Consider the following 14387-nt stretch of genomic DNA (forward strand, 5'->3'; position numbering starts at 1 on the left):
CTCTAAAAAGGAAATAACGAACGCAAAGCGGCAGACGATGGAGGATAAGCGAGTGTGATGAGGCTGGACGAGATTTGAAAGTTTGGCAGAAAGGAAGAGTGCCGCGCAGCCAGAAAGCGGCGCGGCCACCGATTACAGCAATGCCGCCAGCCCCTGCAGGCAGGCCAGGGCGAACAGCCCGGCGATCACGTCATCGAACATGATGCCGAAACCGCCGTGTATCCGCCGATCGAACCAGCGAATGGGCCAGGGTTTGACGATATCGAAAAAACGGAACAGCACGAACCCCGCCAGTATCCACCAGCCGCCGGCCGGGGCCGCGAACATGGTGATGCCAAAGCCGATGATCTCGTCCCAGACGATGGCACCATGATCGTGACGACCAATGGCCCTGGTGGCCGCATTGCAAATCCAGATACCGGCCACGAAGCCCAATACCAGGATCAGCAGATACCACAGCGGCGACAGCCCCTGGATCAGCAAGTAGAGCGGAATAGCCGCCAGGGTGCCCATGGTGCCCGGCATTACCGGGCTCAGGCCGGTGCCAAAGCCCAGGGCCAGCAGGTGCAAGGGGTTGGACAGCTTCAGCGCCGCCAGCTCGGGTTTTCTCATTCGGTACCACTACGAAAATGATCCCAGCTTTTCGATGCCAGCTGATAAGGACGCCCCTCGGAAGTGAGCTCTACGCCCACTTCACCGGCCAGCATGCGCCCGACCCGGGTGAACTTGACGCCACAGTGCGCCAGCGCGGTTTCGAGCAACCCTCGGTGCAGTTCGGGCACGGTAAAGCACAACTCGTAATCGTCACCGCCGGTCAATGCCAGCTCCCAGCCCTGCTCTCGCGACACCGATGCCAGCATGGCCGCACTCAGCGGCAGTTGCTCCAGCTCCAGCTGTGCCCGCATGCCGGAGGCGCGGGCCACATGGGCCAGATCGCCGGCCAGACCGTCAGACAGGTCCAGGGCGCTGGAGGCGATATCGCGTAGCGCCTGTCCCGCCAGAATGCGCGGATGCGGATGCTCGAACTTGGTGCGAACAAAGTCCCGGTGCGCCTCGGGCACCGTGATATTACCCAGCACCTGTTGCAGGCCCAATGCCGCATCACCCAGGGTACCGGTAACATAAATGCCGTCGCCTACCCGGGCGCCGTTGCGCCGCAGGCCCTTACCTTCCGGCAGGGTGCCATGCACGGTCACGGTAATGGACAGCGGGCCGCGGGTCATGTCACCGCCGACCAGCGCCACGTTATAATATTCCGCCAGTTCGAAGAAGCCGGCACAAAAGCCCTTGATCCAGTTTTCATCGACCTCGGGCAGGGTCAGCGCCAGCGACACCCAGCAAGGATCGGCGCCCATGGCCGCCAGATCCGAGAGATTCACCGCCAGGGCCTTGTGCCCCAGCGCCATCGGATCCATGTCGGCAAAAAAATGCACACCGCTGACCAGGGTATCGGTGCTGACTGCCAGCACCGAATTGGCCGGCAACTGTAACAGGGCACAGTCATCGCCCGGTCCCATCAGCACATCCTTGCGGTGGCTGGCGACGGTAAAATAGTGTTTTATTATGTCAAATTCATTCATATAAATGAAAAGCCAGCGACTGCTGGCTTTTTCCCGTGCTTATTGTTTATTTTTTTAACTGCTTGATGACCTTGTCGAGTACGCCGTTGACGAACCTGTGGCTTTCATCGGCGGCAAACGCCTTGGCCAGTTCAATGGCCTCGTTGATCACCACCCGATAAGGTACATCTTCACGCCGGGTCAGCTCATAGGTGGCCAACCGCAGCACCGCCTTGTCCACCATATCCAGCTCGGCCAGCGGGCGCGACAGATAAGGCGAAAACACCGCATCCAACTCTTTTACATGCACCGAGACCCCAAACAGCAAATCACGGAAATAATCCAGATCCACCCCTTTGGTGTCCTGTTCCAGCGCAAACTGCTGGGCAATATCGGCCACGTTATCCTTGGTCATTTGCCACTGGTAGATAGCCTGGGTGGCGAGACGGCGGGCCTTACGGCGTTCAGACGGTTTCAATGCAGTACTCCTCTTAGTCCAGCGCTTGCAGGACGTTAATCATTTCAAGTGCGCTGAGGGCAGCTTCCGCGCCCTTGTTACCCGCCTTGGTGCCAGCACGCTCGATGGCTTGTTCTATGTTTTCGGTGGTCAGAACTCCAAAGGCAATCGGCACTTCAAAGTCCATCATCACGCTGGCCATGCCCTTGCTGTTTTCATTGGCGACCAGGTCGAAGTGGTAGGTTCCACCGCGGATCACGCAGCCAAGGGCAACAATGGCATCGTAGTTACCGCTCTTGGCGAGCTTTTTGCACACCAGCGGCATTTCGATGGCACCCGGTACACGTACCAGCGTGATGTTGTCATCTTTTACCTGACCCTGACGCTTGAGCACATCCAGCGCTCCGGCCACCAGGCTGTCGTTGATAAAGCTGTTGAAACGGGCGACGACGATCGCCACCTTGGCCTCGGGAGTGGCCATCAGCCCTTCGATTACCTTCATGGGAATCCCTGTTTGGACAAAAGTGCGCATATTCTAACACAACCTGAGGGTGACAAAAGCACAACACCGGGAGGAAGTTGACAAAGGCAGCGGCTCGAGAAGCCCTCATGCGTTGCGCCTGACGGGGCGAATAGTGTCGGCAGCCTCACAGGATTAGATGGCTCGGTGTGCAAATAAAGTGAAATAACATACAGTAGGGCCGCTGCCGGCTGTGCCCACTCTTCCTGCCATGGAACCGCTCACGTCAGTTGTATACCGGCCGACCTTATCCATTTTGCATCAAAAGACTACGAGGGTGATTTATGTTGCCAGAACGGCGCGGCGATCTGTTTATTTTAAGCGCCACCCTGCTGGCGTCCGCCGGCTGGCTGTTTTCCAAAGAAGCCATTTCCGGCCTGCCCCCCGCCGGTTTTGTCGGCTGGCGCTTTCTGCTGGCGGCGCTGCTGCTGCTGCCGTTTTGTTATCGCACGTTGCGCCAAACCCCGACCGGGCTGCTGCTCAAGGCGGCCGCCATCGGCCTGGTGATGACCCTGAACCTGATCTTCTGGATCCAGGCCATTTCCCATAGCGAGGGCATCGGCGAAGGGGCCTTTATCATGAGTCTGGCCATGCTGATGGTGCCGCCGCTGGCCTGGCTTATCTTCCGGGAAAAACCCAACCGGCAGTTCTGGCTGGCCCTGCCCATCGCCATCGCCGGTCTGTTTCTGCTGACCATGGGCTCGGGCCTCAGCCTGTCACTCAGCCAGCTACTGTTTCTGCTGGCCTCGCTGTCATTGGCGATGTATTTCAATCTGAACAGCCGCTTTGCCCGGCGTATCGACCCCATGGCGCTCACCTGCGTGCAGCTGACCGTTACCGGTGTCATGCACCTGATCTATTCCGGCCTGTTCGAGCACTGGCCCGAGGTTATCGAGCCCGAGATCTGGGGCTGGTTTGCCGCCAGCGTGCTGCTGGCCACCTCGCTGCGTTTCGTCTGCCAGAGTACCGGGCAAAAATACAGCAACGTGGCCAATGCCGCGCTGATCATGATGCTGGAGCCGATATGGACGGTGCTGATCAGCGTGTTCTGGTATCAGGAGCCGATGCCGATAGAGAAAGTGTTCGGTTGTGTGCTGATCCTGCTGGCGTTGCTCAGCTATCGCAGCCGCAACCTGCTGGCCTGGTATCGCAGCCGTCAGGCGCTGAATGTGGGTGGTAAGAGATAATACCAATTTGAATAAACATCTGATCATTTTAACCCCGGGATCAGAGGCAACACAGTCGCCTCCCACGACACGCCATAAACTCATCCCTGAGGGCTCGGGAAATGCCGTCCATGGCATTTCACGGTCGTGAGAGTCGATCTCTGTTGCCTCTTCTCGAGCATCGAGTTGTCTGTAGACGGCGCTAACAGGCAACGCCGGTGCATCAAGGAGAGCAAAGGGATCTGCTCAGCCGACCATCCGCGCCACGGATGGCGCGGCTGAGCCTCCAGGGAGGGATTCACGGCGAGTCGGCGGAGCGGGCCCTTTGTTCGGAGTTGATATGACAATCAAACCAAAACAGTATCTCTCTATGATGTGCCGCCCTTCAACAGGCCGGCTCCTTTCACCAGCAGCAGCACCAGGGTGCCCGCCAGCATGCCGACCAGGCCGTTCAGCAGAGTCGGCACCAGCCAGGACAGCGACCCGCCCAGAAGCGGCAGCTTTTGAACCCAGTCGTGGATCAGCGTCTCGGCGCCGGGAATGCCATGCACCAGAATACCACCGCCCACCAGAAACATGGCGGCGGTGCCCACCACCGACAACCCTTTCATCAGATAGGGACAGGCCGACAGCAAGGCTTGGCCGAATCCCCGCAGTAGCCCGCGTTTCTGACTCAGATAAAGTCCCAGATCGTCCAGTTTGACGATACCCGCCACCAGGCCGTAAACCCCGACGGTCATCAGCAGGGCGATGCCGGCCAGCACCATGACCTGCTGACCGAAACCGACGCCGGCCACCGTGCCCAGGGTGATCACAATGATTTCGGCCGACAGAATAAAGTCGGTGCGAATCGCCCCCTTTATCTTGTCCTGCTCCAGCGCCACCAGATCCACCGACTCGTCTATTTCCGCCAGGTGAAGCTGTTCGCCTTCATCCCGATGCAAAAAGGAATGCACCAGTTTTTCCACGCCCTCGAAGCACAGAAAGGCGCCGCCCAGCATCAGCAACGGCACTATGGCCCAGGGGGCCAGGGCGCTGATCAACAGCGCCGCCGGCACCAGAATCAGCTTGTTGCGCAACGAGCCCCTGGCCACCGCCCACACCACCGGCAGCTCGCGTTCGGCCCGCACGCCGGACACCTGCTGGGCATTCAGTGCCAGATCGTCCCCCAGCACCCCCGCGGTTTTCTTGGCCGCGACCTTGGTCATCAGCGACACGTCATCCAGAATGGTGGCGATATCATCTATCAGGGTTAACAGGCTGGCACCGGCCATGGCGGGAGTCCTTTATCAGGCTTTTGGGGTGAGCGGTTGAGTGGCAAACTCGACACCCGACCAGCCGGTGTTGATGAAGTTGCGAATATTCTGATGGTCTTCACCGTCGGGGTTGCCCAGCACATCGTTGCGATAGAAGCTGCCAAAGCAGTCCAGGGTCTGCTGCTCGTTCAATCCCTGCAGTCGGGCAAAGGCAAACAGCTTGCAGGAGCCGCTGTTCTGTCCGGCGTCGTTGCTAACGTCGCCATTGGTAAAGGCGGCGGGAGTAAAGTCGTACAACTGCTCGATGATCGCCATGGTATCGGCAAATTCGATGGTTTCGGGGTTGTTTTGCAGTTTTTGCTGCAGCTCGTTCAGGGTCATCTTGTTTCCTTGATGGTCTTTTGAAAACTCACTAACGGTTCATTTATCGGACAAAGGGTTCACTCCCTTTGCCCTCTTCCGGGCGCCGGAGTCGCCTGCCTGGTCTACAGCCAGTCAGCTAATATCGCTATAGCTGCAGGCACTGGCGCATGAAACGGGAGATATCGGCAATTTCGGCGGCGCACACGCTGTGCTCCATCGGGTAGTGGTGATATTCGGGCACAAAACCCCATTGCTGCAACTGCTGACAGGCGCGCTCGCCCAGCAGCTCGGGCACCACGCCATCGCGGCTGCCGTGCAGTATCTGCACCGGCAGGTACTGATTGGCCTCATGGCGTTGCAGGCTGTCGGCGGTGGCCAGATAGGTCGACATGGCAATCAGTCCGGCCAACGGCCGATGAAAACTCAAGGCTGCCTCATAGGCCACGGCACCGCCCTGGGAAAAACCGGCCAGCAGGATACGGCGACTGTCGATGCCCTGTTCGATCTGCTGTTCAACCAGGGCCTGCACCGCCAGGGCCGAAGCCCGCAGCTGGGGTTCATCCACTTCCCGCTCCAGGCTCATGGCCAGAATGTCATACCAGGCCGGCATCGGCAGGCCACCATTGACGGTGACCGGTATCTGCGGCGCATGGGGGAAGATAAAGCGGATAGCGCTGCCTGCGGGCAGCTTCAGCTCCGGTACTATGGGCTCGAAGTCATGGCCATCGGCGCCCAGACCATGCAGCCAGATCACACAGGCAGTCGGGTTGGGCGCCGTGTCCCGCACAATCGCATTCAAGGTGGTCATCTCAGACTCCGTCAACAGGATAAAGGGTAATATCGACCAGGGTAGCGCCCTGCTCGTCGGCGGCCAGATCCAGACTTTCTCCGGGCTCCAGTACCCACAATTCGGGTTCGGCGTCATGGCCGGAAAGGTGACGATACAGCAACCGTGGCGTGACGCTGTGACAACGATAAACCTGCCCCGGCGCCAGATGATATATCTGAACCTCGGCCTCGCCCCAGCGCCGGTCGGTCATCACATTGAAGTCCAGACATTCACCGGCCAGCAGCCGGCAATTCACCTCCGCTTCACCGGGAAAAGCCAGCGGTGAAAAGGGCGTATCCAGCGTATGCTGGTTGTCGTTCATGGTCAGTTCGAAGCCGGCCCCCTCCATCAGCATCAGGATGCGGTCAATACCGGGGAAAAAAGAGAAGGGGCCGCTTTGTCCCACCCGGGCCATCGACACCCGCAGACCGAAGTCGGCCCCCTGATCGCTCGGCAGCCGGTACAGCTCCCGGGTCACGCCGCCGCCATTTTTCCAGGGCATGTCGATAAAATCGGTCGTTCCCAGTCGTTTTGCCATCAGTTGGTTACCTCGAATCTTATGCTTATCAAGAAGAGGTGGAGACTAGTGCGGCACCACCATCAATCGATCCCGACCATTGTTTTTAGCCTGGATCAGCGCCCCGTCGGCCCGGTTGATGGTGAGATCGACGTCTTCATCGGGCTGGTAGCAGGTCAGTCCGGCACTGACGCTGAGCAGGCTTGCGCTATCGCCGTCCAGCGTCAGCGACCGTACCGCCTGCATGACCCGCTTTACCAGCGCCGAGGCCTGATCCAGTCCGGTCTCCGGCAACAATAACATAAACTCTTCACCGCCCCAGCGGGCACAGAGGTCGTAGCCACGCAGTTGCCGGGATATAGTGTCGGCCAGCATGCACAGCACCCGATCCCCGGTATCATGACCGAAAACGTCGTTGATGCGCTTGAAGTGATCCGCGTCCAGCATCACCAGACTGAAGGGCGCACGGCCCCGCCGACAGCGGTCCAGCTCTTCGCGCACTCGTTCCATCAACAGCCGTCGGTTGGCCAGCCCGGTCAGCGGGTCACGCAGGGCGGCTTTTTTCAGCTCTTCGTTCAGCTCCAGCAAGCTGCGCTGATAACGGTCAGAGATGCGGGTGATTTTTTCCAGCCGGCGCAATTGCCGGTCGTACTGGTGCAGCAGATCATGGGTCTGGGAGCGGGCCATGTCGTAGCTGCAGTCGGAGATACGCAGCAGCCGTTCCAGTCGCTCCCGCTGCTCCCGGTCTCGCTCCAGCAGCTGTTGCAGCACCGGAAGCAGCGGATTGTTTTGCTGTGCCGGATCGGACAGCAGTTGCTCCAGCTCCCGGTCGCTCAGTCTACTCGTCATGGGTCGGTTTACTCGTCATGGGGCAATATATCGAAGGGGAAGGAGCAGTCTTCCTTGAACTCTTCGGCCAGCTCCACCACCCGCTCGTTGTCGGGATCGTAGTACCAGCGCACGCTCACCTCACGGCTCGCGGCAAACGCCGCCTCCATCAGGTCAAAGATATCCATCATCGCCTTGACGCTGCTGGTGTTCATGTAAATCAGGTGTAATTCCAGCTGCAACGGCTGCGATGATCGCTGCAGAAATTGCTCGACCCATTCGATCACCTCGCCAAAAAACTCGAACGAGTTTTCAGGGTAGGAGTCGCCCTGCATGCTCATCACCCCATTATCCGGGTTGCAGAGAATAGTGGGGGTAGACTGACTACCGGTCACGTTTAATGATTTCATCGCCACTTCCGATTGCATGCTCATATTACCGCCAACAGACTTAAAAACCCTCGGCCCGCGCCCGTTTCCACCAGTTTGGCGGTCATCGGCCGGGATGACTTGCGGGCCACATCCAGCAGGCCCAGCCCGGCGCCGGAACTCTCATTACCGTCTCGGGGCCGGCGTAACTGGGTTTTATACGCCGATTTCAGCTCCGCCTTATTCATGCCGGACAACTCGTCGATGCGCCGACACAGCGCCCGACCATCGTCCAGCTCGACCAGATTGCCGGCCAGCACCTGATAATGCCCGTCATCGCTGCGCGCCACCACCACTGTGGCCGAGCCTTCGGCCTCACTGTAGGCCATATGCGCGGCGTAATGACGAATATTCTGGGTCAGTTCGATGTAGACCCCGAACACATCCATGGCCGCGGTGGGCAGCGCTTGTTCCGCCTGCAGGTGATTTTTCAGCGCCTTGCCTATTTCTTCAATCAGGCTGCGTGAAATAGGCCCGTTGAAACACAGCAGAATCTGGTTCTGGTTAAACTGTTCTCTTATCGACAGCAGGTCAATGGATGACATTTAAACGGCCTCTGATGATGAATCTACTTTGAATGCGAGCAGGGTAATATCATCCCGTTGAGGATGATGACCTCGATAATCATCCAGCGCCTGTCTGAGCGCCAGCGCCTGCTCGTTGAGGGGCAAACGGGCATGGGTGCGCAGCAACTCGCGAAACCGGCTGCTGCCCAAGCCAAAGCCCTTGCTTCCCCCGGCCTGATCGGGATAACCGTCGGTGGCCAGGTAGTAAATCGCGTCCGGCTGCAGGGTCAGGGTGATGTCTTCAAAGTGAGCATCACGCCGGTCGAGCAGCGTGCGCCGGCTGCCCTTGATTTCGTCGATGCGGTCACCGTCGCTGTGATACAGCGACATCTTGGCACCGGCAAACACCAGCTGCTCCCGGTCTGGCACCACCGACGCCAGGCCCACGTCCATATTGGTGGCCAGGCCGCGTGGCAAGTCGCAGTCCTGCAGCATGCCCCGCAGCGTGCGATCCGCCAGCTGCAGTATCGCCGCCGGCGACGCTATCCCCTGCTCGCGAATGGCATGATCCAGCGCCGCCCGCGCCAGCATGGTCATCAGGGCGCCGGCCACCCCGTGCCCGGCACAGTCGACCACCCCGACCAGAAAACGGCCCCGCTCACCGGGATGAAAAATATAGAAGTCACCCCCCACCACATCTCTGGGATGCCACAACACAAAGTGATGTTCGCCCAGCACCTCGGTCAGTTGCTGATCCGGCAAAATAGCGCGCTGAATGAGGCTGGCATAATCGATGGAATCGTTGATCTGCTGGTGCGCCTGGCGCATCCTGTGATTGGTTTCTTCCAGCTCACGGGTGCGGCTCTGCACCTTTTGTTCCAGCTCTTCGGTATGGGACTGCACCTTTTTCGCCATCACCCCGAAGGCGGCACTGAGATCGCCGATTTCATCGCCCGATGACGGCGGCAACGACACATCGAAACGCCCCTCGGCCATGGCGGTTGCCGAGCCCTGCAACTGACGCAGCGGCGACAGCATCAGTTTTTCCACCGCATAGGCCAGCGCCAGCAGTAACACCACCAGCATCACCACAAAGACCAGCAGGGCGGTATTGATCCAGGCACCCTCCAGCACCTGCGCCGCGCCCGGGTCGATGGCGGTCACCACATACCAGCCAAGTTCGGGAATAAAACTGAACGCCAGCAACTGGCGGCGCCCCGACAGTTCAAACCAGTCGATGCTGACATCGGAAGAATCTGCCCGCGCCTCGGCCATCAACTGCTGCAGCCGTTGCCGCTGGCTATCCTCGTTCAGTTGAGCCTGCAGGGTACGACGCTCGGCATCGGCACCGGCGGCCGAGCCCAGGGCTATCAGCTCACTGTCCGGGTGGGCCTGAAAGGCGCCCTGCTCGTCGATGATCATCGGCGTTACGCCGACATCATCGGTATTGATAAAGCGATCGATGAAGCTGGTCAAATCGATACCGGTGCCGGCCAGCCCGAGCGGCCGGCCCTGGTTTTCAATCAACACATTCAACCACACCCGGGTAGTACCCAGTCGCGTGTCGCGATTGACGTTGATATTGAGTTTTTCGCCCTGTTCCAGCACGTTGAAGAACCAGCGGTCGTCGGGATTATCGGAAGAAAGGTGATATTGCGGTTCGCCGCCGAGCGCCTGATCACGCTGGCCATAATAATAGGCGCGCGAGTCGGCGCTGATGATAAAAAAGGAATGGCTGCTGAAATCGTCGGTAAAGCCTTTTGCTTCGCGAAACAGCAGAGCCTTGTGCTGCTCGTCGCTTTCATTCTCCAGCCACTGATGCATCAGTACCGAGTCTGCGAACCGCCGGGCCAGCGCCAGATCCCGGGACAGGGGCACCAGAATATTCTGCCGGTTAAGCTGGGTAAAATTGCGGGCATAGGCCTTGCCGAAGTAATCCTGCACGCCGCTCAACACCTGCCAGCCAATGCCACCGGCAGGAACAAACGCCAGCAGACAGGCCAACAGCAGTGCCCATATGGATTTTGCGCGCAGTCCCTTGCCCCAAATGGCCATTGGCATCCTTGCTCTGTGTCGGAATAACTCATACGAAGCCGCCATTGTGCCGCAACCGCGTAAAAACTCAATCAGGGAGTACTCAATAGCGGAAAAACAAATAAAGAAGGTGGAGAATATTAGTGTGGTATGGCCGCTTTATTTGAATCAATTAACAGGCGCATTGAATAATGACCATATCGGAAGTTATATCCGGTAATAAAGCAGGAGGACGTAAAAGGGAATGACAATAAAATGAAAACTGCCGCCAGGGCGGCTAACAACTGTCAGTTAAACGTAAAACGGAATCAATTGACTTCCCACCGACACGCCGTAAACCCATCCCTGGGGGCTCTGCTGCGCCATCCATGGCGCAGAAGGTCGGTTTGAAAGCCAATCGATCCCGTTAACTGCATGGTGTTAGCCAAGGCGGCGGCAGTTGTGTGTTCATCAGTCGATGATGTAATCGACCACTTCCAGGCCGAAGCCGGACAGCGCATGGTAGCGCTTGGGGGAGCTGAGCAGCTTCATCTTGCCCACCCCCATGGCCTGCAGTATCTGCGAGCCGACGCCGACCCGGCGGGACGTACCCTGGCGCTTGGCGCCTTCGAGCCGTTCACCGCGATCCACCGCCTCGAACTGGCGCACCAGCGACAGCAGATGATCCGGCGTTTCTTCCCGGCCGAGGATCACCAGCACGCCGCCTTCGTCGGCGATGCGGGCCATCGACTTGCCCAGCGGCCAGGTGCGTGCCGAATGACGGTCGGTCATCAGCACATCGGTGAACATATCGTGAATATGCACCCGCACCAGCGCCGGCTCGTCGGCCTTGATCTCACCTTTTTTCAGTGCGAAATGCACCTGATTGTCGATGGTGTCACGAAAGGTCACCAGCTCGAAGTCGCCGTATTCGGTGGGCAGGTTACAGCGCGCCACCTGCTCGATGGTGGTTTCGTTCTGGTTACGGTATTCGATGAGATCGGCAATGGTGCCGAGCTTGATGCCGTGCTCCTGGGCGAAGACTTCCAGATCCGGACGTCGGGCCATGGTGCCGTCTTCGTTGAGGATCTCGACGATAACCGACGAGGCTTCCAGACCGGCCAGACGAGCCAGATCACAGCCCGCTTCGGTATGACCGGCACGGGTCAGTACACCGCCATTCTGGGCCTTGAGCGGAAAGATATGCCCCGGCTGTACCAGATCGGCCGGCTTGGCTTCCTTGGCCACGGCGGTTTGTACCGTATGAGCCCGATCGGCGGCAGAAATACCGGTGGTCACGCCCTCGGCAGCTTCGATAGACACGGTGAAGGCGGTGGAGAACTGCTCGGTGTTGCGGCTGACCATCTGGGGAATGTCCAGCTGGCGGCAACGGGCTTCGGTCAGGGTCAGGCAAATCAGCCCCCGGCCGTATTTGGCCATGAAGTTGATGTCTTCCGGGCGTACATGCTCGGAGGCCATGATCAAGTCACCTTCGTTTTCCCGGTCTTCATCATCCATCAGGATGACCATTTTACCCTGACGGATATCGTCGATGATTTCCTGGGTACTGCTTAAAGCCATGGTGTTCTCCCTTCTTATTTCATAAAACCGCTGGCGGCCAGGGTCGCCAGCGTCAGTCCGCCCTGTTGCGGCTCAGACGCAGCGGTCAGCAGACGTTCAAGATAGCGGGCAATAATATCCACCTCAAGATTTACCTGTCGGCCGGGCCGCCAGTCGTCGAGGGTGGTTTCCTGTAAGGTATGCGGAACCAGGGTCAGCTTGAATGCCGCCCCTTCCACATCGTTGACCGTAAGGCTGATGCCATCCACGGTAATGGAGCCTTTTTCGGCGATATAGCGCGCCAGCCCAGCAGGGGCCTCGACCCACAACTCTATGCTGGTGCCAAGCTCGGTGCGGCGGCGGATATGGCCGACACCGTCCACATGACCGGACACCATATGGCCGCCCAGCCGGCTGGTGGCCAGCAGGGCTTTTTCCAGGTTCACCGCCTGCCCGGTACGATAGCCGGCAAAGCCGGTGCGATTTATAGTTTCACCGGACACATCGGCACAGTAGTAATCCGCGCCCAGCTCGGTCACGGTCAGACATACGCCATTGGTGGCGATGGAGTCACCCAGTTTCACATCCGACAAGTCCAGCCTTGGGCAATGAATGCGGATCACCGACTCGTTACCCTGGCGGCGAATATCGGCCAGTATGCCGGTGGCTTCAACAATTCCGGTAAACATCAGCTTTTTACCCTTGCGGTCAGTTTAATATCGTTACCCACTCGGCGGCAGTCGAGCCACTCCAGCTGTGGCACCTGGCTCATGGCAGTCAGCTCTGGCAGATCGAAGAGCCCGCGGCTGGTCGAGCCCATCAGTTTGGGCGCCTGATACAACACCAGTTCATCCACCAATGCGGCAGCGAGCAGGGCGCCGCAAAGACGGCCCCCCGCCTCCACCCACAGGTGATTAATCTGGCGGCGGCCCAGCTCGGCCAGCAACAGCGGCAGATCGAGTTGATCATTGTCTGCCAACGGCAGTACGCATTCTTCTACCTGCTCGCCGAAACCGCCGCTGACCTTGCCGCGCAGCAACAGGATCGGGCCGGGCTGGGCAAACAGTTTCAGTTCCGGGGTCAACCGGTTACGGGTATCGATGATAACCCGAAGCGGCTGGCGCAGTTGATTTTGTTCATATTCGGTTTGTAGCGACGCGGGCAGTTCGCTCCAGCGCACATTGAGGCTGGCGTCGTCGGTCAGCACCGTATCGGCACCGGACAGAATGGCGCAGCTCAGGGCGCGATGGCGCTGTACGTCGCGCCGGGCAGCCGGACCGGTAATCCACTTGCTCTCGCCATTGGCCAGGGCGGTGCGCCCGTCCAGACTCGCCGCCAGCTTGACGGTCACAAACGGCAGGCCGGTGCGCATGCGGTGCATGAAACCGGTATTGACCGCCTCGGCCGCCTCGCTCATCAGTCCGGCGGCGGCGTCAATGCCCGCCGTCTGCAGCATGGCCAGACCGCGCCCCGCCACCTGCGGATTGGGGTCCACCGAGGCCGCCACCACTCTGGCCACACCGGCATCGATCAAGCCCTGGGCACAGGGCGGCGTACGACCGTGATGAGAACAGGGCTCGAGGGTGACATAGGCGGTGGCGCCCCGGGCCTGGCTACCGGCCTGACGCAGGGCAAAGACTTCGGCGTGCGGGCCGCCGGCCTGCTGGTGATAGCCTTCGCCTACCAGGGTGCCGTTATGTACGATGACGCAGCCTACCGAGGGATTGGGACTGGTGGTGAAGCGCCCTCGCCGGGCCAGCTCAAGCGCCCTGGCCATCCAGCGCGCATCGTCGGAATTAAACACTCATTGCTCCAGTCGGGCTATTTCTTCGCCGAATTGGCGCAAGTCTTCAAAACAACGATAAACGGAGGCGAAACGGATATAGGCCACCTTGTCGAGCTGCTTCAGCTCTTCCATCACCAGGTTACCGATGTGTTCGGATTTGATTTCCCGCTCACCGGTGGCGCGCAGCTGAGACATGATGCGGCTAACCGCCTGCTCGATGGCTTCGGTGCTGACCGGGCGTTTTTCCAGTGCCCGTTGCATACCCGCTTCCAGCTTGTCTTCGTTGAAGGGTTCGCGAATGCCGGTGGTCTTGATCACCCGCGGCATCACCAGCTCGGCACTCTCGAAGGTGGTGAAACGCTCTTTGCAGGCGTTGCATTCCCGCCGGCGGCGCACCTGCAATCCTTCCCCGACCAGACGGGAATCGATGACCTTGGTTTCGGTTGCATGACAGAAGGGACAGTGCATGGCGCCTCCGTGGGCTAAATTCGGCGGTTAGTGTAAATAAGCAGGCTACAGATTGCCAGAATGAAACACAGTTGTAAGCGTTAATGTAGGGATTGGGGATTGGGGATTGGGGATTGGGGATTGGGGATTGG

Annotated in this window: 17 protein-coding genes; 1 reads left to right on the forward strand and 16 read right to left on the reverse strand. The window is 59.2% G+C overall.

Features of this window, described 5'->3' with window-relative positions:
• Positions 1-132: 132 nt before the first annotated feature.
• From ABD827_RS10875 to ribH, 4 genes are read right to left on the reverse strand one after another with little or no spacing between them, the layout of a single operon-like run.
• A complete protein-coding gene (locus ABD827_RS10875; RefSeq protein ID WP_344964813.1) occupies positions 133-612 on the reverse strand; it encodes a phosphatidylglycerophosphatase A family protein in 480 nt (159 codons plus the stop codon).
• Positions 609-1580 (reverse strand): thiamine-phosphate kinase, encoded by a 972-nt coding sequence (thiL, locus tag ABD827_RS10880; RefSeq protein ID WP_298718968.1) that lies wholly within the window; start codon positions 1578-1580, stop codon positions 609-611. Before thiL ends, ABD827_RS10875 begins: the two co-directional genes overlap by 4 nt.
• Before the next feature lie 46 nt (positions 1581-1626).
• Positions 1627-2037 carry a transcription antitermination factor NusB gene (nusB, locus tag ABD827_RS10885; protein ID WP_344964814.1) on the reverse strand — a complete coding sequence of 137 codons (411 nt, stop codon included), beginning with the start codon at positions 2035-2037 and terminating at the stop codon, positions 1627-1629.
• 13 nt (positions 2038-2050) lie between these two features.
• Positions 2051-2518: a 6,7-dimethyl-8-ribityllumazine synthase gene (gene ribH / locus ABD827_RS10890; RefSeq protein ID WP_071471517.1), complete on the reverse strand. Its 468-nt coding sequence runs from the start codon at positions 2516-2518 to the stop codon at positions 2051-2053.
• Between the two features lie 302 nt (positions 2519-2820).
• On the opposite strand from ribH, the gene ABD827_RS10895 reads away from it, so the two are divergent.
• Positions 2821-3723: a DMT family transporter gene (locus tag ABD827_RS10895; protein ID WP_344964815.1), complete on the forward strand. Its 903-nt coding sequence runs from the start codon at positions 2821-2823 to the stop codon at positions 3721-3723.
• Positions 3724-4070: 347 nt separating this feature from the next.
• On the opposite strand, the gene ABD827_RS10900 is transcribed toward ABD827_RS10895, so the two are convergent.
• The 12 genes from ABD827_RS10900 to nrdR form a co-directional block, all read right to left on the reverse strand.
• On the reverse strand, positions 4071-4976 hold the full coding sequence (locus ABD827_RS10900) for a DUF808 domain-containing protein (protein ID WP_344964816.1): 906 nt from the start codon (positions 4974-4976) through the stop codon (positions 4071-4073).
• Positions 4977-4991: 15 nt separating this feature from the next.
• On the reverse strand, positions 4992-5339 hold the full coding sequence (locus tag ABD827_RS10905; protein ID WP_344964817.1) for a HopJ type III effector protein: 348 nt from the start codon (positions 5337-5339) through the stop codon (positions 4992-4994).
• 127 nt (positions 5340-5466) lie between these two features.
• Positions 5467-6129, reverse strand: a complete 663-nt coding sequence (locus ABD827_RS10910; RefSeq protein WP_344964818.1) for an alpha/beta hydrolase — start codon at positions 6127-6129, stop codon at positions 5467-5469.
• Position 6130: 1 nt separating this feature from the next.
• On the reverse strand, positions 6131-6688 hold the full coding sequence (locus ABD827_RS10915; RefSeq protein ID WP_344964819.1) for a HutD/Ves family protein: 558 nt from the start codon (positions 6686-6688) through the stop codon (positions 6131-6133).
• Positions 6689-6733: 45 nt separating this feature from the next.
• Positions 6734-7516 (reverse strand): biofilm regulation diguanylate cyclase SiaD, encoded by a 783-nt coding sequence (gene siaD / locus ABD827_RS10920; RefSeq protein ID WP_344964820.1) that lies wholly within the window; start codon positions 7514-7516, stop codon positions 6734-6736.
• Between the two features lie 8 nt (positions 7517-7524).
• On the reverse strand, positions 7525-7905 hold the full coding sequence (siaC, locus tag ABD827_RS10925) for a biofilm regulation phosphoprotein SiaC (RefSeq protein ID WP_298718954.1): 381 nt from the start codon (positions 7903-7905) through the stop codon (positions 7525-7527).
• A 20-nt stretch (positions 7906-7925) separates the two neighbouring features.
• Complete coding sequence (gene siaB / locus ABD827_RS10930; RefSeq protein ID WP_344964821.1) at positions 7926-8468, reverse strand: biofilm regulation protein kinase SiaB; 543 nt, start codon at positions 8466-8468, stop codon at positions 7926-7928.
• A complete protein-coding gene (gene siaA / locus ABD827_RS10935) occupies positions 8469-10490 on the reverse strand; it encodes a biofilm regulation protein phosphatase SiaA (RefSeq protein ID WP_344964822.1) in 2022 nt (673 codons plus the stop codon).
• Positions 10491-10913: 423 nt separating this feature from the next.
• On the reverse strand, positions 10914-12023 hold the full coding sequence (gene ribBA, locus ABD827_RS10940; RefSeq protein ID WP_344964823.1) for a bifunctional 3,4-dihydroxy-2-butanone-4-phosphate synthase/GTP cyclohydrolase II: 1110 nt from the start codon (positions 12021-12023) through the stop codon (positions 10914-10916).
• 14 nt (positions 12024-12037) lie between these two features.
• Positions 12038-12691: a riboflavin synthase gene (locus ABD827_RS10945; protein ID WP_344964824.1), complete on the reverse strand. Its 654-nt coding sequence runs from the start codon at positions 12689-12691 to the stop codon at positions 12038-12040.
• On the reverse strand, positions 12691-13806 hold the full coding sequence (gene ribD, locus ABD827_RS10950; RefSeq protein WP_344964826.1) for a bifunctional diaminohydroxyphosphoribosylaminopyrimidine deaminase/5-amino-6-(5-phosphoribosylamino)uracil reductase RibD: 1116 nt from the start codon (positions 13804-13806) through the stop codon (positions 12691-12693). The genes ABD827_RS10945 and ribD overlap by 1 nt, the downstream gene beginning before the upstream one ends.
• Complete coding sequence (nrdR, locus tag ABD827_RS10955) at positions 13807-14256, reverse strand: transcriptional regulator NrdR (protein WP_298718942.1); 450 nt, start codon at positions 14254-14256, stop codon at positions 13807-13809.
• Positions 14257-14387 lie beyond the last annotated feature (131 nt).

This window comes from Oceanisphaera sediminis (genome assembly GCF_039539745.1).
Classification (GTDB): domain Bacteria; phylum Pseudomonadota; class Gammaproteobacteria; order Enterobacterales; family Aeromonadaceae; genus Oceanimonas; species Oceanimonas sediminis.